General features: G+C 62.0%; 16 protein-coding genes and 5 pseudogenes. 14 read left to right on the top strand and 7 right to left on the bottom strand.

The genetic code is table 11. The annotated features are described in order from the left end of the window. On the top strand, window positions 1–184 hold a 184-nt coding region (locus BLT75_RS24685; protein ID WP_218129039.1), incomplete at its 5' end, for a hypothetical protein. Window positions 185–357: 173 nt separating this feature from the next. Here BLT75_RS24685 and BLT75_RS23480 read toward each other — a convergent pair. Beyond that, window positions 358–2,070: a fasciclin domain-containing protein gene (locus tag BLT75_RS23480; protein ID WP_176828244.1), complete on the bottom strand. Its 1,713-nt coding sequence runs from the start codon at window positions 2,068–2,070 to the stop codon at window positions 358–360. Between the two features lie 403 nt (window positions 2,071–2,473). On the opposite strand from BLT75_RS23480, the pseudogene BLT75_RS24245 reads away from it, so the two are divergent. From BLT75_RS24245 to BLT75_RS23440, 9 genes and pseudogenes are all read left to right on the top strand, one after another. Further along, window positions 2,474–2,632 (top strand): annotated as a pseudogene (locus BLT75_RS24245) (IS256 family transposase); the annotation flags it as partial. A gap of 160 nt (window positions 2,633–2,792) precedes the next feature. Continuing rightward, window positions 2,793–4,286 carry an ABC transporter substrate-binding protein gene (locus tag BLT75_RS23475; protein ID WP_093038065.1) on the top strand — a complete coding sequence of 498 codons (1,494 nt, stop codon included), beginning with the start codon at window positions 2,793–2,795 and terminating at the stop codon, window positions 4,284–4,286. Between the two features lie 46 nt (window positions 4,287–4,332). After that, a complete protein-coding gene (locus tag BLT75_RS23470) occupies window positions 4,333–5,277 on the top strand; it encodes an ABC transporter permease (RefSeq protein WP_093038062.1) in 945 nt (314 codons plus the stop codon). Further along, window positions 5,274–6,092, top strand: coding sequence for an ABC transporter permease (locus BLT75_RS23465; RefSeq protein ID WP_093038059.1), 819 nt, complete (start codon window positions 5,274–5,276; stop codon window positions 6,090–6,092). The genes BLT75_RS23470 and BLT75_RS23465 overlap by 4 nt, the downstream gene beginning before the upstream one ends. After that, window positions 6,089–7,039, top strand: a complete 951-nt coding sequence (locus tag BLT75_RS23460) for an ABC transporter ATP-binding protein (protein ID WP_093038056.1) — start codon at window positions 6,089–6,091, stop codon at window positions 7,037–7,039. Before BLT75_RS23465 ends, BLT75_RS23460 begins: the two co-directional genes overlap by 4 nt. Then, window positions 7,036–7,806 carry an ATP-binding cassette domain-containing protein gene (locus tag BLT75_RS23455; protein WP_093038053.1) on the top strand — a complete coding sequence of 257 codons (771 nt, stop codon included), beginning with the start codon at window positions 7,036–7,038 and terminating at the stop codon, window positions 7,804–7,806. The genes BLT75_RS23460 and BLT75_RS23455 overlap by 4 nt, the downstream gene beginning before the upstream one ends. Beyond that, a complete protein-coding gene (locus tag BLT75_RS23450) occupies window positions 7,803–8,609 on the top strand; it encodes a metallophosphoesterase family protein (protein WP_093038051.1) in 807 nt (268 codons plus the stop codon). Before BLT75_RS23455 ends, BLT75_RS23450 begins: the two co-directional genes overlap by 4 nt. Further along, window positions 8,606–9,370, top strand: a complete 765-nt coding sequence (locus BLT75_RS23445; protein ID WP_218129033.1) for a tyrosine-protein phosphatase — start codon at window positions 8,606–8,608, stop codon at window positions 9,368–9,370. Before BLT75_RS23450 ends, BLT75_RS23445 begins: the two co-directional genes overlap by 4 nt. Before the next feature lie 92 nt (window positions 9,371–9,462). After that, window positions 9,463–9,789: pseudogene (locus BLT75_RS23440) on the top strand (IS6 family transposase); the annotation flags it as partial. Window positions 9,790–9,841: 52 nt separating this feature from the next. On the opposite strand, the pseudogene BLT75_RS23435 reads toward BLT75_RS23440, so the two are convergent. Beyond that, window positions 9,842–10,258: pseudogene (locus BLT75_RS23435) on the bottom strand (IS5 family transposase); the annotation flags it as partial. Window positions 10,259–10,468: 210 nt separating this feature from the next. Here BLT75_RS23435 and BLT75_RS25340 point away from each other — a divergent pair. Continuing rightward, window positions 10,469–10,636 (top strand): annotated as a pseudogene (locus BLT75_RS25340) (transposase); the annotation flags it as partial. Here the strand turns inward: BLT75_RS25340 and BLT75_RS23430 are convergent. The 4 genes and pseudogenes from BLT75_RS23430 to BLT75_RS23415 all read right to left on the bottom strand — a co-directional run. Next, window positions 10,634–10,901: pseudogene (locus BLT75_RS23430) on the bottom strand (IS3 family transposase); the annotation flags it as partial. The pseudogenes BLT75_RS25340 and BLT75_RS23430 overlap by 3 nt on opposite strands. 127 nt (window positions 10,902–11,028) lie before the next feature. Continuing rightward, the gene (locus BLT75_RS23425; RefSeq protein WP_093038048.1) at window positions 11,029–12,483 is read right to left on the bottom strand and encodes a M81 family metallopeptidase; all 1,455 of its coding nucleotides are present in this window, start codon (window positions 12,481–12,483) and stop codon (window positions 11,029–11,031) included. 27 nt (window positions 12,484–12,510) lie between these two features. After that, complete coding sequence (locus BLT75_RS23420; RefSeq protein ID WP_176828242.1) at window positions 12,511–14,058, bottom strand: FAD-dependent oxidoreductase; 1,548 nt, start codon at window positions 14,056–14,058, stop codon at window positions 12,511–12,513. Window positions 14,059–14,142: 84 nt separating this feature from the next. After that, window positions 14,143–15,147, bottom strand: a complete 1,005-nt coding sequence (locus BLT75_RS23415) for a TRAP transporter substrate-binding protein (protein ID WP_176828240.1) — start codon at window positions 15,145–15,147, stop codon at window positions 14,143–14,145. Window positions 15,148–15,354: 207 nt separating this feature from the next. Here BLT75_RS23415 and BLT75_RS23410 point away from each other — a divergent pair, with 207 nt between their 5' ends. The 3 genes from BLT75_RS23410 (at window position 15,355) to BLT75_RS23400 (ending at window position 18,382) form a co-directional block, all read left to right on the top strand. Beyond that, window positions 15,355–16,455, top strand: a complete 1,101-nt coding sequence (locus BLT75_RS23410; RefSeq protein WP_093038042.1) for an AraC family transcriptional regulator — start codon at window positions 15,355–15,357, stop codon at window positions 16,453–16,455. An 86-nt stretch (window positions 16,456–16,541) separates the two neighbouring features. After that, on the top strand, window positions 16,542–17,114 hold the full coding sequence (locus BLT75_RS23405) for a TRAP transporter small permease (RefSeq protein WP_093038040.1): 573 nt from the start codon (window positions 16,542–16,544) through the stop codon (window positions 17,112–17,114). Beyond that, entirely contained in the window at window positions 17,111–18,382 is a 1,272-nt protein-coding gene (locus tag BLT75_RS23400) for a TRAP transporter large permease (RefSeq protein WP_093038037.1), read from the top strand. The genes BLT75_RS23405 and BLT75_RS23400 overlap by 4 nt, the downstream gene beginning before the upstream one ends. A gap of 211 nt (window positions 18,383–18,593) precedes the next feature. Here BLT75_RS23400 and BLT75_RS23395 read toward each other — a convergent pair. Beyond that, window positions 18,594–18,849: integrase core domain-containing protein (locus BLT75_RS23395; protein WP_143028662.1), on the bottom strand; the 256-nt coding region annotated here is incomplete at its 5' end.

The raw sequence follows: 18,849 nt of genomic DNA, 5'->3' as shown, positions 1-18,849 counted from the left end.
CCCGAACGGCAGCGGCTTGATGATCGAATTGGTCGGCGAGCTGGCCGGTTTGCTTGCGTTGGGGCAAGAAAAAACGGCCTCGGAAGCGGTTGCTTTGGGCCGTTCTGAGACACTGGTTGCGGGAGCTCACAACCAACTTTGTAGACTTTGGGGCGCCGGGCCGTTGTTTCCGGCAGCCCCGTAGGTGATTTAGCAATAAGGATCAGGGAGTTCCCGATCCAGCAGAGCCACGATCTCCGGCGGAGGATATCCGGGCCGGGTTCATTCTTCGCTCCGTGGTCGCCGCACCTGTATGAAACGGGACCGCCGCCAGAAGAAACGCCCCGCGTTGCAGGGCGTTTCGCTGTCACATTTGCATCAGAATATGAAGTCTTCCTGACCCAGGTTGGCGACGTCGAAGCCTACAAGCGTGAACGACGCACCGCCCAGGTCCACGAAGGCCCGGTCGGAATTTCCGAATACATTGTCCTGGATGTCGGCGAAGCCGCTGAAGCCGAAGGCGCTCACATCGATCCTGTCGATGCCATTCTCGAAGTCCTCGATCCGGGCAAAACCATCTTGCGCATGGAACTGGAAGACATCCGCCCCAGTGCCGCCATAGGCGCTGTCGACGTCGCCGCGACCGAAGAACACGACATCGTCGCCCGCCCCGGCAAAGATCTGGTCGTTGCCCGCCCCGGCATAGATCGTATCGTTGCCCTCGTTGCCGACCAGAACATCATTGCCCGCAGCGCCTGTTACCACGTCATTCCCGGCGCCGCCCACGACGAGGTCGTCACCGAGGCCGCCAAAGGCATTGTCGTCTCCCGCCTCGCCGCGCACCGTATCATGGCCGGCACCGCCACCGACAATGTCTGCGCCTTCGTTGCCGTTGACGATATCGTCACCGTCCGCGCCGAAGACCTGGTCATCGTCGGCGCCACCGAACAGAACATCGTTGCCCGCCCCGCCACCGATCGTGTCGGCACCGCCATTTCCATCGAAGAAATCGTTGTCCGCGCCAAGAAACGCAGCCGTTGCCATATCCCCGTCAATTGTGAAGTCGACGTCATTGCTACCGTCGCTCGCCAATATATCGACTGGCAGCAGGACGCCATCAATCACATGCGCCACGCCATTGCTGGCCTGGATGTCTGTCTGGATCAGCGACGGATCCGGCAGGTCGGGATCAGCGTCGACGATGGAGGCCCCGTTCAACGTCAGCGTGCCTCCCTGTAGCGTTTCAATGCTTCCGGCCGCGAGGACCTGGCTGGCCTGCAGCGACTCGCCCGCCACGTGATACGTCAGGATCTGCGTCAGGATCGGGATCGGGTCTCCGCCGCCCAGCAGGGTCAGGGCTTCCACCAGGAAGGTGAAGGCGCCCGCCTCATCCGTACCTGAAAAGCCCAGTGCCTGCGCTGTACCAACAAAGGCGGCATCGGTCGGGGCAAAAACCGTCAGGTCTGCGTTCGGGTCGTCGAGCGCGCCTGCGAGGCTTGCCGTCGTGACCGCCTGAAGCAGCAAGTCAAAATCGGCGTTGTTGCTGTCAAAGCCCGAGCCGCTGGCCGCCACGAGCCCGGCGAGGGTGGGGGCGTCGTTGCCGGGAAGATTGGTCGGCAGCAACACACGGTCGATGATGTGCAGTATACCATTGTCAGCTGCGATGTCGGCGGCAGCGACAGACGGATCGATCACGTCCGGCTCGGCATCGACCAGCGTGGGCAGATCGGCTGTGATGGCCGGCCCTGCAAGCGGGGTGACCGAACCGGACGTGCCGATTTGTGCTGCCGTCAGAGGTGTCCCGGCCACGTGATAAAGCAGGACATTGCGCAGCGTTTCGGCCCCGAGCCCCACCAGGAAGTTGGTAACACCAGTCTCATCGGTTGCATCGCCCGTGAAGCCCAGATCGGTCGCCAATAGCCCGAAAGCGGCATCCGTGGGTGCAAACAGGGTCAGGTTCTGTGCCGGGTCGGAAAGGGTCGCCACGATGTTGGAGCCGGGGATTTGCGCATCCACGAACGTTGCGGCGTTCACCAACATATCAAAACGGCTGTCCGGGTCGCTGGTCGCGATTTCCACGAAGGTTGCCATGGGTGTTTCTCCTCGAATTTCGCCCATGTGGGCGTCAAGCATGTGTCGGCCGCAATAGGTTGCGGTTAATACACCCTGTACGCCCGGGTACCCGTTCTGGATCAGCAAGCTTCAGGAAGAAGAACACCTTGACTTGGGGCAGACCCGGGCTAGGCCCGCCTGGTCGGGGTGGACCAATCACAAACAGTTCATTGAATGTGAGATCATTTCGCAGAATTATCCCGCGCTACGGATCTGCCAGACGAATTTGAACCAGTCTACGCAAGGGCGGTATGATTGACTTTTATGCCGCACAAAGACCGCGCCACTCGGAGAGAGCGGCGGCGCGGTTCAGCTTGGCGCAGTATAAGGGACAACCGTACTGCCCTTGGAGAGACGAGTTCGCATTGGGCTGGCAGTACCCATGCGCGAGATGCTGGCATTTGCGGTCGAACGGATCATGGAGGCCGAGGTTGAGGTGCGGACTGGCACGACGAAGGGCACGCGCTTGCCCTTGCGCGAGGTCCAGCGAAACGGATACCGCGAGCCCGACTGGGACACCCGCGCCGACCGGATCGCGCTGGGTCGATACACCAGTCCAAATTCGCACACAAATGACGGCTCCCAACTAAGCCGTCCGCTGAAAAAAGTTGACGCTGACACAGTCACTCATGCAGCCTTCAAGAAAGAAAAGAAAATTTTGCAGAATGTGTTCGCAAACAACGGGAAAGGGGAGGACACCCATGTCATCCAAACTTGTAAGATCCAGCGTGGCCATCGCTGCGCTTGCGCTGTGCGCAGCGCTGTCGCCAACAGGCAGCCGGGCAGGAACCACGATTGTCATCGGATTGCAGCAGGAGCCGACCTCGCTTGACCCAACGGCGGATGCGACTGCGTCGATCGACGGGATGCTGACGCAGAACCTGTTCGAATCGCTCACCACCGTGAACGAGGCGGGCGAGGTGCTGCCACAACTGGCGGAAAGCTGGACCGTATCCGAGGACGGGCTGACCTATACCTTTGACCTGGTGGATGGGGCCACGTTCCATGACGGCACCGGGTTCGATGCCGAGGACGTCAAATTCAGTTTCGACCGGGCGATGGCGGAGGATTCGGTCAACCCGTCGAAAGGTCTGTTCAAGCCGATTGAAAGCGTGACGGTTGTCGATGCGGGCACGGTCGAGATCAAGCTGAAGCAGAAGGACGCGTTTTTCCTGTTCAACATGGCGCAGGGTGACGTGTCTATCGTGGCGCCCGAGTCGGTTGAGGCCAACAACGCAAACCCGGTCGGCACCGGGCCGTTCAAATACGACAGCTGGACGCGGGGCGACAAGCTGGTGCTGGTCAAGAACCCCGATCACCGCGATGCGGGTTCGGTGGCGCTGGAACGGGTAGAGTTCAAGTTCATCTCGGATGCGGCGGCGGCCTCGGCCGCGCTCTTGGCCGGGGAAATCGACGCGTTTCCCGGATTTCCGGCGCCCGAGCTGTTGCCGCAGTTCGAGGCCGATCCGCGGTTCAAGGTGGTGACCGGATCGACCGAGGGCGAGGTGATCCTCGCGATGAACAATTCCAAGGCGCCGTTCAACGATATCCGGGTGCGGCAGGCGGTGAGCCATGCCATCGACCGGGGCGAGATCATCGACGGGGCGATGTACGGGCAGGCGGTGCCGATCGGCAGTTTCTATCCGCCGCACGGGCCCGCCTATGTCGATCTGACCGGCACCTATCCGCATGACACCGCCAAGGCCAAGGCGCTGTTCGAAGAGGCGGGGGTTGCCGGGACGACCATGACCTTGCGGGTGCCGCCGTTTCCCTATGCCACGCGCTCGGCCGAGATCATCCAGGCGCAGCTGGCCGAGGCCGGGATCGACGCCAAGGTGGAGAATGTCGAATGGGGGTTCTGGATCGACGAGATCTACAAGAAGCTCAATTATGACATGACGATCATCGCCCATACCTCGCCCAATGACATGGGCAATTTTGCGCGCGGGCCGAAGTATTTCTATGGCTATGACGATGCCGGCTACACCGACCTGTGGAACCGGATCAGCGCCGAGGCCGATGACGCGGCGCGCAATGCGCTGCTGGCCGAGGCGCAGAAGTATCTGGCCGATCAGGCGGTGCACGGGTTCCTGTTCCAGCTGCCGCAGCTTGGGGTCTACAAGACCGGGGTCGAGGGGTTCTGGGATTCACGCGCTGTGCTGTTCCAGCCACTGGCGGGTGTGTCCGTGAACTGACCGGAAAGGCGGCGCGCCGGGTGGGCCGGCGCGCTGCTGCCGACTGATGGGGTACTTCCTTTTCCGCCGCACGATCAGTTTCGTTTTGACCCTGCTGGCCGTGTCAGTGGTGGTTTTCGCGGTGATGAACATCCTGCCGGGTGATCCGGCGCTGTCGATCCTGGGGCTGGATGCGACCGAGGACGCATTGGCCGCGCTGCGCGAGGAGCTGGGGCTGAACGAGCCTGTGCTGAGCCGCTATCTGGCCTGGATCGCGGGGGCGGTGCAGGGTGATTTCGGCATCAGCCAGTCGTTTCGCGTGCCGGTGTCCGAGCTGATCGCCGAGCGGCTGCCGCTGACGGTGTCGCTGGCGATCTCGGGCATGGTGGTGACCGTGATCCTGGCGGTTGCGCTGGGCGTTGCTGCCGCCGCCAACCATGGGAGGGCGGGGGACTGGGGTGTCATGTTCCTGAGCCAGCTGGGTATCGCGGTGCCGGCGTTCTGGCTGTCGATCCTTTTGGTTTTGCTGTTCGCGGTCAAGCTGCGCTGGCTGCCGCCCGGTGGGTTTCCGGGCTGGTCGGAACCTGCGGCGGCGGTCCGGTCGCTGATCCTGCCGACGGTGGCGCTGGCGCTGGTGCAGTCGGCGGTGCTGGCGCGGGTGACGCGATCCTCGGCGCTGGAGGTGATGCGGCTGGATTACATCCGCACCGCGCGGGCGATGGGGTTTTCGCGGCGGAGGGTCCTGTGGCGGCATGTGCTGCCCAATGCGCTGATCCCGATTGTGACCATCGTGGGTCTGCAATTCGCAGCACTTGTGACCGGGACCATTGTGATCGAGAACGTGTTCTACCTGCCCGGGTTGGGGCGGCTGATCTTTCAGTCCATCGCCAATCGCGACCTGCCGACGGTGCAGGCGCTGGTCATGCTGTTTGCCGCCATCGTGGTGACCGCGAATTTCATCGTCGATCTGCTGTATCTGGCGATCGACCCGAGGCTGAAGACGCGCTCATGAGGAAACTGCCGCCAAATCTGCTCATCGGCGCGGTGCTGGTGGCGCTGGTGGCGGGAACCGCCGCGCTGTCGCTGGTCTGGACGCCGCATGACCACACGCTGCTTAACATCCGGGGCAAGTTCGCGGCCCCGTCCGAGCTGCACTGGCTGGGCACCGATCAGCTGGGGCGGGATGTGTTCTCGCAGTTGATGGTGGCGGCCCGCAATTCGGTGGCTGTGGCGCTGATCTCGGTCTGTCTGGGTGGGGTGATCGGGGTTGCGCTGGGGCTTGTCGCCTCGGCCATGGGTGGCGTGGTCGAGGATGTGATCATGCGAATCGCCGATATCGGTTTCGCCTTTCCGGCGCTCTTGCTTGCGATCATGTTGGCGGCGGTGTTCGGCCCGTCGCTGCCTGTGGCGATCATTGCCATCGCCTTTATCAACATACCCGTTTTTGCGCGGGTGACGCGGGCCTCGGCCAACCAGATCTGGACCCGCGAATACGTCTATGCCGCGCGGGCTGCCGGGATGGGGCGGGTGTCGATCTCGCGCGATCATGTGCTGCCCAATATCGCGGCGCCGATCATTGTGCAGGCCACCATCGAGTTTGCCATCGCGATCCTGGCCGAGGCGGCGCTGAGCTATCTGGGTCTGGGAGCGCAGCCCCCGGCGCCGTCCTGGGGGCGGATGCTGTCCGAGGCGCAGACGCTGATGTATCTGGCGCCGCAACTGGCGATCTATCCGGGGGTATGCATCGTCACGGCGGTGCTGGGGTTCAGCCTGTTGGGGGATGGGCTGCGCGACATCACCGACCCTAGACTGGTACGGCAGCGATGATCGAGGCAGCGGCGCTGACAGTGGATATGGGGGCCGGGCAGGCGGTGCGCGAAGCGTCGTTTGTCATCGCGCCGGGCGACCGCATCGGCATTGTGGGCGAATCGGGATGCGGCAAGACCATGCTGGGGCTGGCGCTGATGGGGATGGTGCCGGATGCGGGCCATGTGAGTGGCAGCCTGATGATCGACGGGATCCAGATGGTGGGCGCGGGCGAAGTGACCTGGCAGCGGCTGCGCGCCCGGCGGGTCGCGATGATCTTTCAGGAGCCGATGGCGGCGCTGAACCCGATCAAGCGGGTGGGCGAGACCGTGATGGAGCCGATGATGGTGCATCTGGGACTGGGCCGCGACGCGGCCCGCGCCCGGGCGCTGGAGCTGTTCCGAGAAGTGGGCATTCCCGATCCCGAGGCACGACTGCGCCAGTTCCCGCACGAGATCTCGGGCGGGCAGCGGCAACGGGTACTGATCGCGTTGGCGCTGGCCTGTGATCCGGGGGTTCTGATCGCCGACGAGCCGACCACGGCACTGGATGCCAACGTGGCGCTGCGGGTGACGCAGCTGCTGGTCGGGCTGGCCGCGCGGCGCACCATGGGGCTGGTGTTCATCTCGCATGACCTGGCCGCCGTAGCGCGGGCGACGGAGCGGGTGATGGTCATGTATGGCGGCGATATCGTCGAGCGGGGGGCGACGGATGAGGTGCTGGCGCAGCCCCGGCACCCCTATACGCGGGGGCTGCTGTCGGCGCGGCCGAGCTCCGGCAACATGCGCGCGACAGGCGGGCGGCGCGGGCGCCTGCCGACGATTCCCGGCAGCGTGCCGCCCCTGGCCGAGCTGGCGCCAGGCTGCCGGTTCGCCGGCCGCTGCCCGGTCGAGTTGAAGGTCTGCAACGGCGCGCGGCCACCACGGCAGGGCAACATGATCTGTCACCGGGCGGAGGAGGGCGCATGACCCTGCTGTCGGTCGAGGAGGTGACGCGGCGCTATCGCCTGCCCCGGCAGGCGCTCTGGTCGCCGCCACCGGTGCTGACGGCGGTTGATGCCGCCAGTTTTACGCTGGAGGCGGGGCGGACGCTCGGCGTGGTGGGGGAATCCGGGTCGGGCAAGTCGACGCTGGCGCGCATGGTGATGGGGTTCGAGCGCCCGGACGCGGGCCGTATCCTGTTCGACGGGCAGGATCTGGCGGCCTTGCCGCCATCCGCGCTGCGCCGGTTGCGGCCCCGGTTCCAGATGGTGTTCCAGGACCCTTATGGCAGTCTGGACCCGCGCCGTACCGTGGGCTGGTCCATCGCCGAGCCGCTGCGCGCCGCCGGGGCGGAGGAGCGCGGCAAGGTGGCCGAGGCGCTGGACCATGTCGGCCTGCGCCCGGCGGATGCGGCGAAATACCCGCATGAATTCTCGGGCGGGCAGCGCCAGCGTGTCGCCATTGCGCGCGCCATCGTCACCCGGCCCGCGCTGTTGGTGGCGGACGAGGCGGTCTCGGCGCTGGACATGTCGGTGCAGGCGCAGATCCTTAACCTGCTCATGGACTTGCAGGATGAGTTGGGGCTTGCCATTCTTTTCATCAGTCACGATCTGGCGGTCGTGAGCAGCATCTGTGACCACGTTCTTGTGCTGGAACACGGCAAGACGGTGGAGCAGGGTGCGGTGGCGCAGATCATGCGCAGCCCTGGGACCGAGTACACGAAATCGCTTTTGCAGGCTGGCGGACTTTTATGACACGTATCGTTCATCTGACAGATCTTCATGTCTCTCATCCCGATGTGGGCGACCCTTCGTTGCGGACCGATACGGTGGGCATGCTGCGGCATGTGGTGGGCCTGATCAACGCGATGAACCCGGTGCCCGACCTGGTGGTGGCCAGCGGTGATCTGACCAATACGGGCGCGGTGCCGTCTTATGAGTTGCTCAGAGAGATCCTGGCCGATCTGGTGCCGCCGCTGGTTCTGGCGCTGGGCAATCACGACAAGCGGGCAGCGTTTGCACAGGTGTTCGGGACCGGCACCGGCGATGGACCGTATTTTCACGACCGGGTCGTGTCCGGCCTGCATGTGATTACGCTGGATACGCTGGTGCCGGGGCGGGTGGCCGGGCAGATCGACGAGGGGCAATTGGCCTTTCTCGACGCCGCGCTGCACCGGGTGCCGGACCTGCCCAAGCTGGTGGTCGCGCATCATCCGCCGCATATGGACGAACGCACGCTGCCCTGGGCCAGTCTCGACCGCGAAAGCTCGCGCCGGTTGGGCGAGACCCTGACGGGCCGGGGCGTGGTCGGGGTGCTGTCGGGGCATGTGCATCTGGACCAGGTGCATCACTGGCTGGGGGTGCCGGTGGTGACCTGCATGGGGCTGAATTCGACCGTCGACATCCTGGAGCAGCGCGACATGCGCATTGTCGAGGGCACCAGCATGGGCCTGTGTATCCTGCGGCCGCACGGGCTGTCTGTGGCCTTTGTGCCGCTGTCGCCGGAGCGCCGCGAGCTGGCGGTGCTGGAAGAGGCGCGGTTGCGCGCGTTTCGATGACGATGATCAAGAACCCCAAGCGGCATCTGATCCTTCCCGGCGTGCAGAACCTGCGCGATTTGGGCGGGTATCCGACGGCCGATGGCAAGCTGACACGTTGGCGGCGGGTGTTGCGCGGCGACGGGCTGCACCGGATCACGCCCGAAGGGCTGGATGCGCTGGGGGGTGAGGGGTTGACCTCGGTCATCGACCTTAGGTCGACGGTGGAATTGGAGGAGGAGCCGAACCCCTATCGGGGACACCCGGATGTGCTGTTCCATCACCAGCCGGTCTATGACGACCTGGCGCCGACCATGCAGCGCATTCGGGCGGGCGATCACGACGATCCGTTGGTGCCGTTCTACTTGACAGCGCTGATCGAACGGGGCGAGGCGGTGCGCGCAGTTTTGATGCGGATCGCAATGGCTCCGAAAGGGGCGGTGCTGTTTCACTGCACCGCCGGGAAGGACCGGACCGGGATCATCGCGGCGCTGCTCTTGGGTACGGCAGGTGTGGAACGCGAGACCATCCTGGCCGACTACGCGCTGACCGGGGAGTTCATCGCGGCGCTGGTCGAGGAGTTGCTGGAGCGGACGCGCCAGAGTGGTGGTGATGCCGAGGCGCATGCCCGGTTCCTAGCCTGCGCGCCTCCAACCATGGCGGCGATGCTGGACCATATCGAGCGGCGGCACGGCTCGATTAAGGGTTACCTGAAGGATATCGGGCTGGAGCCGGGCGATATCGCATTAATTCGAGACAGGATGCTTTTGGAAAAGGAATAAAGGTCTTGTCGGAAGGAGGCTGTGTCAGAAAGCCTCCTGTTGAGGCCGGGGGCGGTGTCAGAAGGAATCCGGTTGAGGCGGGGAAGGCAGGTTTGTCGCGTCCGGCCACGACCAAACGATCGCCATTTCGCTATTTCAAGACCTGCCCCGAAATCATCCGCTTGGCGGCGAAGCTGTACATCAGGTTTCCACTTTCGCTGCGGGACGTGGAAGATCTTCTTCATGAACGCGGCATCGACGTGAGCCACGAAGCTGTTCGGTTTTGGTGGCACAGGTTCGGGCCGATGTTCGCCAACGAGATCAGGAAGCGACGTGTCGTAGGGATGAAATCGAGCCGATGGTGTTGGCATCTGGACGAGATGTTCGTGAAGATCAACGGTGAAACACACTACCTTTGGCGGGCGGTAGACTACGAAGGGCGTTGTTGCATAAATCAGCCAAGGGGCGGACTTCCGCTTTCCCCGGACGGATTTACTCTACGGGTACGGTGACGGGTATGCCAAGCGCGGTGTAGCCGTTCAGCACGGCGATGCGGACCTGCAATTCCGCGACCTGGCGATCGAAGTCTCGAGCCATCAATGACTGACCAAGCAGCTTGATGCAGTTCATCTTGGACTCGACACGACTCCTGCGGTGATAACCGCTCCATCGTCGCCAGATAGCGCGACCCAGGTACCTTGAGGCTCGCCGAGCTTCGTTGCGTGCGACGGCGCCCGGGCTCGTCGGTTTCCATGGCTTGGCGTTTTTTCGGGGCGGTATGACAGCGGCGGCGTTTCGAGCGGCAATTGCTTCGTGGCACTTTCGGGTGTCGTAGGCACCGTCGGCGGTGACGCTATTGATCTTCTGATCCGGCGGGATCTGCTCCAGCAGTTCCGGTAGGACAGGTGCATACCGATAGCAGATGTTGGAGAGACAGTAGATTATGTTGATACGCCGTCGATCAGGAAGTTATTCAAGCGCAGGACCGGACTGACTCCTGCGGAACATCGCAAGATGTTCGGCAAGTCACGGTTTGTCTGACGTCAGCACCTACCGGACAGATTTAGAGGTTTGAGCGACGGAGGATTTCTGGTTCATCGAAGCCATTATGGAGCGAAGATGGACAAGAAATCCGGAACATCGAAGGACGCCGCTGACAAGTTAGTCAGGGGTATCAAGCGCAAGACCCGCAAACATTACTCTGCCGAGGAGAAAATCAGGATCGTCCTGGCGGGTCTGCGGGGTGAAGAGAGCATCTCTGCGCTGTGTCGGCGCGAGGGGATTTCCATCATCAGTCCGGCAATGCACGAAGTCGTAAGACCAGACATGGTTGCGATGCTCCGGCCGCAGCCGAACGCACGATCCGTCCACTGCCCGGCAGGGCATTGCGGAGCAATGTCCCGATAGGGTTCTGCCAGAGCCGCCCCTTCTTTGGTTGTTTCATTGGCACTTTCAGCCCCTCTCGTCGCCGCAGCCTTTCGACCCGCTTGTCGTTCACATGCCAACCCGCATCTCTCAGCAGCGCTGCAATCCGGCGATAGCCGTACCTGCCCCGGAAGGAAAAAAACGCGCGCATCCTGATCTCTGCACCGGACCAAGCCTCCGTTCACCTACCGGATAGATCAACGCAACTGGGCCTGTTCGGCCCTAGCGGCTTCCGACCTCCGCGATCCTGTCTGTCACGCCGCCGAAAACGGGTCGTCGACACGCGGAAAATAGTTCAAGTTGCGTTTCGTCAGCGGCAATCGGGTGACGTCCATGTTGGCCACGCCAGGGGTCGCCACGTGTATGACCTTTTCGGCGACAGGCTCGAAAGCGGCGTAGAAGTGATTCATTGACTTGATGATCAGCGCGCGCATCTTCGTGATGTCGATACCAAGATCTGTGAAAAGGGTGGGGTTAAAGCACTGCGTGCGGATCGAGTTGACCACCAAGTGGATGCCGTCGGCCTCCAGCCATACAGCGTCGCCGATCGCCCATTCGCTGTCGCCCAGCTTTTGCGCCATGTTCTCTTTCATGCCCCGCACGATGACGTCGAGGTCCACCGGATCACCGGACTCCCGCGAAACCTTGCCACCGACCCGCACTCTCAGCCGCGCGCCCAGTCCGGCATCACGGCACAGATTTACCAAAACCGGGTCCCAGTACATGCCCAGAGCAATATCCTTCATGCCTCGGTCAAGGACTGCGCGCAGAAAAAAGCTCGAGTCCGATGGCGCGCCGGCCCCAGCATTGTCAGCCATGTCCGCCAGCACATAGGGCCGTTCCGTCGTGGCATCGACTGCATCAAGGGCCGCGCTGATATCCGGCAAAGGCTGGAGCAACTCATGACGCAGGTTCCATAGCCTGTCGCCGAATGCATTGGCCTCCACCTCTGCCAGATCCGGATCGCCGTTCGTGATGGCAAGCATCTTCATGCCCACGTCGGCCACATCGCTGAAGGGAAAGGAATGGGTGAGCGACAGCGACAGGACGCCGTCCTTGCCTTCGCGATCCTTCATCTCCTGAACAAAGGATTTCGCCGGTTCCTGCAAAGTCCGCATCATGACCATCATCCGGCAATCGTAGGTGCGCATGACCGGTCTGATCTTGCCCTCCGCCGTATCGGCAGCCATCACGAACAACTCGCGCGCCCGGTCAGGGGCGTCTATATGGGGGTATTCTTTGTAGTTCACGATAAGATCGGCATTCTCCAGCATCGCGGCAGTCATGTGGTTGTGCGGATCAAGCTCCAGCCCGATCACGCGCTCCGGCCCGAGTATCCCGCGCGCGCGCGCCATCATGTCGCCTTCGCAATCGTCATATCCGTCGGCGACCATCGCGCCATGCATGGAAATCAGAAAAATGTCTGGGAGAGCGGCCTCGAGATCCGCGAGGATCTCGTCGCGCATGGTCTCATAGACATGTCGCGTGGTGATCCCTGCCGGTTCGGCAAAGGCTGACCGACTTTCAACGACCTCCCAGCCGCGGGCCTCTGCCAGGCGCCGCCATTCGTACAAGGGCTCAGAAAACAGATGCGCGGGCTCCTGCGTCGCGGTTCGGGTGTACTGCCCGGCCTTCCACGCACTCCAGCCTGCCGGTAAGGGCGCGAAGGTGTTTGACTCCGTGGCTAGGCATGCGATCAGAACTTTCATGTCGGTCTCCTTGGTCGCAAATGCCGGTCAATTCCGCGGATCGCGGGCCACGGCTTCTATTTCTACCAGCGCATCGGGCAGTACCAGCGGCGATATGACCGTTGACCGCGCAGGCAGGTGTCCTTCGAAGGCCTCGCCAAAAGCTTCGTTGAAAGCTGCGAATTCCTCGTATCCGGTGAGCCAAACGGTGACCTTGGTCACATCGGTCAGCTCGGCCCCGGCTGCATTCAGGATACGCTTGATATGCGCGATGCAGAGCTTGGTCTGCGCTTCGATCCCTTCAATGCATTTGAATTCCGGAGTGACGCCCAGCTGGCCGGAAACAAAGATGAAACCCTCTGCGCGGGTTGCGGCCGCAAAGGGCAGCGGAGTTCCATCCGGCAGCGCCAAGTCCGGGCCTATCTTTTCTACTGACACTTGAGGGGTTCCTTTCTGGGTTTTCGGTCGGGACAGACGCGCGGGTGAAACCGTTTCGGGATCGAACCCCGCATCCAGAATATCCTGAGGTATGTCTCGTTTCAAAACATCCGCGGCCGCGAACCGGCTGAGCGCGGGCGCTGATTGAATGCCGTATCCGCCCTGCCCCGCCAGCCAGTAGAACCTGTCGACGACCTGCGAATACCCAGCGACCGGGGACTTGTCGGCGACAAAGTTACGCAGACCGGCCCAAGAGTTCTCGACACGCCGCACCGACAGATCGAAAGCCTGCTCGATCCGGTGGATACAAAGGGCAACATCCATCTCGTCAGGTTGAACATCGGAGGGCACGTCCCAGTCTTCGTTCGCGGGCGAGATCAATAGCTTCCCGGCATCGGGTTTGAGATAGAACTGCTCGTCGATATCCACGGCCATTGCAAAATCCTCGACATCCATGTCCTCGGGCGCGGCGACCATCAGCGCCGTGCGGCGCAGGGGTTTGAGGCGGATCGGCTCAGCGCCAGCCATTTGGCCCAGCTGATCGGCCCACGCCCCGGCCGCGTTGACGACGATCGGCGCGCAAAAATCGCCTGCCGATGTCGCGACCTGCCAGATGCCATTCTCACGGGTCAGTGCGGTGACTTCGGCCTTGCAGACCAATGTGCCGTTCCGATCCTTGAATTGCCTCAGATATCCGTGATGCAAGCCGTGCACGTCGATATCCGCGCTTGCAGTGTCGATCAGCCCCCCCGCAACGTAGTCCTCGCGCACCAGCGGGTTCATCTCGCGCACTTCCGCCGCACTCAGTATGCGCACGCTACCCTCATCCTTGAGCAGCGAATAGACACCTTCTAGCCAGGTCATCTGGTCCTTGTTGGCAATCAGCATCGCCTTTCGCTCGGAAAGAAGTGGATGGTCGCAAAAGCCCTCGGGCGGCGATTTGAAGAAGGTTTCGGAGGCGCGGGTCAGCGCGCGGATCGGTTCGGAACCGTAGGCTTGCGAGTAGACCGCCGCCGACCGGCCCGTGGTGTGATAGCCCGGCTGGCTCTCCATTTCGAGCATCAGGACTTTCGCCTGCTCCGCTAGTTCCGCGGCGACACCGGATCCCGCGATCCCGGCCCCGATCACGATGATATCAAAGGTTGATTGCCCGGTCATCGGTCACCTGTCTGGTTTGGTTTGCGGGATATTGCGGAGTCAGAGAGGAGGCGTCCGGCAACCGGACGCCCCGAGTTTCTTTGATCACTTGGCACAGGCGGCCCGGCCCGCTTCAAGTGCCTCAAACATGTCCCGACCGGCCTCGCCGGTCAGTTCCACGGCTTTTTCGTAAAAGCCATCCATCGGTGCGCGCCATGCGGCTTCCTGTTCGGGAGTCAGTTCGACGACGGTGCCGCCACCGGCCTTGTGCGCCTCCAGCAACTTCGCTTCGAACCCAAGGATTTCTTCGCGCAGTTGCGTCGCGGGCACCACCGCCCAGGCCCGGTCAATCGCCGCTTGTTGCTCTTCGCTCAGCCCGTTACGCACACGTTCGCTCATCAACAGGACAGCCGAGTTCTGCTGAACGCCGGCCAAGGTGATTACCGGAGCGATCTTGTTGAGGCCCGAGGCCACGTAAAAGGTGATCGGGAACAGAGTGTAGTCGACAATCCCGGTCTGCATCGAAGACGCCGACTCGGCGATTGGCACGGAGGTTGGGATCATGCCCTGCGTCTCCCAGAAGCTGTTGGCGATCGGGCTTACGGAAACACCGATCTTGCGCCCTTCGTTCTCGGCGGGAGTCGCAGCCCCGGTTTTGCCAACTACATGGTTTGGGCCGACCTCACCAAAGCCGATCAGATAGAGGCTACGCGTCCCGAAGGCGTTGCGGGTCGGCTCCAGCATGTGGTTGTCGAGGATGCAGGAGCGCTCCTCCTGATCGTCGAAGTACATGTAAAGCGAGGGGAAAATCGCTTCAGGCACCTGCAGCGATGCGGAGGTATTCGAGAAATATCCGATGTCGATCCGGCCCCGCGCGACCTGAGCCAGAACATCCTGCTCTGAACCAAGCTGGGAATTGTAGAACACCTCGATCTTCACTTTGCCGGCGGTTTCGGTGTCAACGGCGGCGGCGAACCGATCAAGCTGGTTGGCCCAGGGCGTGCCCTGTGGTGCTGCCGTTGCGAGGCGCAATGTGGTTTCGGCAACGGCAGGGGCGCCGAGGGCCAGTGCCGATATGGCGGCCAGCGCGATGGATTTGGGGTTAAGCATGGTCAGTCCTCCCTGACGGTGTGTCATCGCTCGCGCCGCCGCGGCCGGGTTATCGTTGTCGGGACCCTGCGTTTGGCGGCATCGAGTACCCTGTGCGGGTCAGGTTCGACAATGCAGAGATCGCGACTGGCTCATAAGTGGCAGAGAGGACATTTCTAGGGCTTTTTCGGACGAAAAGAGAACCGCGACGCGGTTCAGGTGATAGTCATGTCCGAAAAAGCACCTTATGCTCGGGACATGATTTCGACGCCAGAGACAGATTGGGGATCGACGCTGCGCACGGTTTCACCCGCGCGTATCATTCTTGCCTTGGAACTCATGTCCGAAACGGGCATCGCGCATGAGGCCGTTCTAGAGGGAACGGGACTGGCCGTCGCGCACCTTGACGTGGCCGATCTGAAAACGTCGAGCCGCCAGTTCGACATGGTTCTGTGCAACATGGCACGGCTGGATCCGCGGCCCGAGATCGGCGTACTGATGGGACAGCGGGTCAAGGCCTCCACCTATGGGATGTTTGGATATGCCCTGCTCTGCGCTCCGACGCTGCGCGATGCGTTCGAATCCGGTGTCAGGTACCAGCCGCTCACCGGCGGGCCCGACAAACAGCGCTGGTACCTGTCCGACAGCAATGTCGTCTGGCTGCCTATGGGCGACACGAACCTGTTCGAGCTGGATTTCTCGCATGCGGAAGCGATGGTGATGCGCGATTACCATGTGACATCGACGGTCAGTGTCATCCGGGATGTCATGGGGCCATGGTGTCGTCCCGAACTGGTCAGGCTGACCGGATCGCCACCGCAACATGCAGCGCAAATGGCCAATGCAATGCAATGCGCTCTGGAGTTCGCCAGCGCGCGCAACGAAATCCTTTATTCCGCGACGCTTCTGGACAGGGCACCGCAACTGGCCAGCCCGATCACCGCGGCCGAGGTTTCTCAGACCTGTGCCCGGCTGCTGGATCAGATGCGATGGGACACCGGCACCACGCGCCGGGTGTATCACGAGTTGACCAACCGCCCAGGACACTTCCCCGATCTCGAAGCCGTTGCGTCCGATCTGTGCATGACCTCGCGCACGCTGCGGCGCAAACTGGCTGCCGAGGGCACGTCATTCCGGGAATTGCTCGATGAGGTCCGCTGCGCGCTGGCCAACGACTACCTGCAATCGTCAGACCTGCCAATTGACGACATCGCCCAAGCGCTTGATTTCAACGATACTCCCAGTTTCCGGCGCGCTTATCGGCGTTGGACCGGAAAAACACCCTCCGCTGCGCGCAATCAGGGCTTTTCGTCCCAATCGGCCACTTAACTGTCCGATTTGCCCCTCACCGAAAATCGCCGTTTGCCGCATCACCCAAAGCATAATGGCAATAGGTCCGCCCGGGGGAGGCTGTCATGGCGCAACAAACACCACAACCAGAAGACATCACGGGTGGGCCCAGACGTGTCCTGACCATCTGGCACAAGGCCGAGTGCTGGATCGCCTTCGCGGCGTTCCTCTTCATATCGGTTATCATCGTCTATGACGTGATCGCCCGCGAGGTGATCATTCCGATCCTGCAAGCCTTCGATCTGCCCACCGGAACAGCCGTAATCCGCGGGGCTTCGAAACTTGGAGTATATGGCTTGATCGTCGGGGCGTTTTTCGGGTTGGGGATCGCGACGGCATCGGGTGCGCAGATCGTACCCAAGGTCGCATTCGGCTGGGTGCCAAAAGCATGGGGGCCGCTGGTGGATCGGGCCTCGGACGTCTTTTCCGGGGCGTTTTTCCTCGCGGCGGCATGGATTGCCTTCCTCTTCGTGCAATCCTCGCGCGATCTTGGCATGCTGACCTCGGGCGGCGTCAGGATCGAGGTTTGGTTCATACAGGCGGTCATGCCGCTGGGCTTTGCATCGGTCGGATTGCGTTACCTGTGCTACGCCATCTGGCCCGACAGTCGGCCCATACTTCCGGAGTTTGCAGAATGACCGGTCTTGTCGCAGCCCTGCTTCTCGTCGCCTTCATTTTGTTCCTGCTGGTGATCCGCCAGCCGCTGGTAGTCATCTTGCTGGCTGTGACGGCCTTCGTCCATTTAGTCTGGGGTCGGGGTCAGCTCGATTACATCGTCGAGGACATGTGGGTGTCGCTCGACAAGGAACTAATTCTTGCAATCCCGATGTTCCTGCTGTGCGGCGGCGTGATGACCCATGGCAGCACCGCAAAGCGGCTTATCCGCGTCGCGGCCTCGCTGGTCGGGCACCTGCCGGGCGGTCTGGGCGTGGCCTGCATCGTGTCCTGCGGTGTGTTCGCGGCCATCTCCGGCTCGTCGGTCGTGACCATGCTGGCGATCGGATCGGTCGTCTATCCGGCGATGAAGGAGGCCGGCTATTCCAACCGTTTCGCCCTCGGCGCGGTGATGAGCGGCGGCACCCTCGGGATGATCATCCCGCCCTCCATTCCCCTGATCATCTACGGTATCGTCACCGAGACGTCGATCATCGACCTGTTCCTCGCCGGGGTCGGTCCAGGCCTGCTGCTGGTCACGATTTTCTCGATTTATGCGATCTGGAGCAACCGCAGCATGCCGGTGACGCGCATGGAACGTTCCGAGATCGCCGCGGCGTTTCGCGAAGGCATCTGGGCGCTGCTGATGCCGGTCATCCTGCTGGGCGGGATCTACAGCGGGTATTTCACAGCCACCGAGTCCGGCGCGGTCGCGCTGCTATATGCCGTAATCATTGAAGCCTTCGTGCATCGCGAATTGAAGCCGGCGGATTTCTACAAGGTTTATATCGAGGCGATCACCCTTGTGGGGGCCCTGTTCCCGCTGATTGCAGTCGCGCTAAGCCTCAATCTGGTGCTGACAGAAAACCGCGTCCCGGTCGAGATGGTTAACTTGCTGCGGGACTGGTTCACTTCGCCCTTGATGTTCATCATCACGGTCAATCTGCTGCTGCTGGTCGTGGGCGCGGTAATGACCACGAATGAAGCCATCCTGATCCTCGCACCTCTATTGATGCCCGCCGCCAACGCCTTCGGGTTCGATCCCGTGCTCTTCGGGATAATCATGATTCTAAACCTTGAAATCGGCTATCTGACTCCGCCTGTCGGGCTCAACCTGATGGTGGCGATGACCGCCTTTCGGCAGAGATTCGGTGAACTGGCGATGGCGGCTCTGCCCTTCATCGGGTTGATGATCCTGTCGCTCGCGCTGGTCATCTGGCAGCCGTGGATCGCGATGGGTTTGGTAGGGTAAGTTCCTCAAAACCGAGATTTTTCGACCTCTCGAAGGCTCCTTTCCGGTGCTGTCAAAGCAAACGGACTTGAGGCGGGCAGGGCGGTTTTGTCGCGTCCGGTCATGACCAAACGATCTCCATTTCGCTATTTCAAGACTGTCCGTCGTCAGGGTTTTTCGGACTTCGCAGGCCGTTTCGTAACGGAGGCTCTGGTTCGGTTTCTGTTTAAGTTTAAGCGGCAGCTGCTTGGTGCTGCAAGCGGCGTTGCCGGATTGTCTGTTTCTTGATCTCCTCTCTCATCTTCAGGATCTTCGCGCCGCGACCATGGTAGACGTCGGCCGGGGTCAGGTTTGCCAGGCTCTCGTGATATCGGTGGTTGTTGTAGTGGTCGACGAAGGCGCCGATCTGGCGTTCCAACTCGCCGGGCAGGAAGTAGTTTTCCAGCAGAACGCGGTTCTTCATGGTCTGGTGCCAGCGCTCGATCTTG

This window comes from Ruegeria marina (genome assembly GCF_900101475.1).
Classification (GTDB): Bacteria; Pseudomonadota; Alphaproteobacteria; order Rhodobacterales; family Rhodobacteraceae; genus Ruegeria_B; species Ruegeria_B marina.
Note: the sequence above shows the minus strand (reverse complement) of the source record. Positions and strands in the feature narration are given on the sequence as shown.

Excerpts from the sequence above, each read along its gene's own strand:
- BLT75_RS23445 (WP_218129033.1), top strand. The coding sequence starts at position 8,606 with ATGACGATGATCAAGAACCCCAAGCGGCATCTGATCCTTCCCGGCGTG.
- BLT75_RS23465 (WP_093038059.1), top strand. The coding sequence starts at position 5,274 with ATGAGGAAACTGCCGCCAAATCTGCTCATCGGCGCGGTGCTGGTGGCG.
- BLT75_RS23470 (WP_093038062.1), top strand. The coding sequence starts at position 4,333 with ATGGGGTACTTCCTTTTCCGCCGCACGATCAGTTTCGTTTTGACCCTG.
- BLT75_RS23425 (WP_093038048.1), bottom strand. The coding sequence starts at position 12,483 with ATGAAAGTTCTGATCGCATGCCTAGCCACGGAGTCAAACACCTTCGCG.
- BLT75_RS23405 (WP_093038040.1), top strand. The coding sequence starts at position 16,542 with ATGGCGCAACAAACACCACAACCAGAAGACATCACGGGTGGGCCCAGA.
- BLT75_RS23420 (WP_176828242.1), bottom strand. The coding sequence starts at position 14,058 with ATGACCGGGCAATCAACCTTTGATATCATCGTGATCGGGGCCGGGATC.
- BLT75_RS23475 (WP_093038065.1), top strand. The coding sequence starts at position 2,793 with ATGTCATCCAAACTTGTAAGATCCAGCGTGGCCATCGCTGCGCTTGCG.
- BLT75_RS23455 (WP_093038053.1), top strand. The coding sequence starts at position 7,036 with ATGACCCTGCTGTCGGTCGAGGAGGTGACGCGGCGCTATCGCCTGCCC.
- BLT75_RS23480 (WP_176828244.1), bottom strand. The coding sequence starts at position 2,070 with ATGGCAACCTTCGTGGAAATCGCGACCAGCGACCCGGACAGCCGTTTT.
- BLT75_RS23400 (WP_093038037.1), top strand. The coding sequence starts at position 17,111 with ATGACCGGTCTTGTCGCAGCCCTGCTTCTCGTCGCCTTCATTTTGTTC.
- BLT75_RS23410 (WP_093038042.1), top strand. The coding sequence starts at position 15,355 with ATGTCCGAAAAAGCACCTTATGCTCGGGACATGATTTCGACGCCAGAG.
- BLT75_RS23415 (WP_176828240.1), bottom strand. The coding sequence starts at position 15,147 with ATGCTTAACCCCAAATCCATCGCGCTGGCCGCCATATCGGCACTGGCC.
- BLT75_RS23450 (WP_093038051.1), top strand. The coding sequence starts at position 7,803 with ATGACACGTATCGTTCATCTGACAGATCTTCATGTCTCTCATCCCGAT.
- BLT75_RS23460 (WP_093038056.1), top strand. The coding sequence starts at position 6,089 with ATGATCGAGGCAGCGGCGCTGACAGTGGATATGGGGGCCGGGCAGGCG.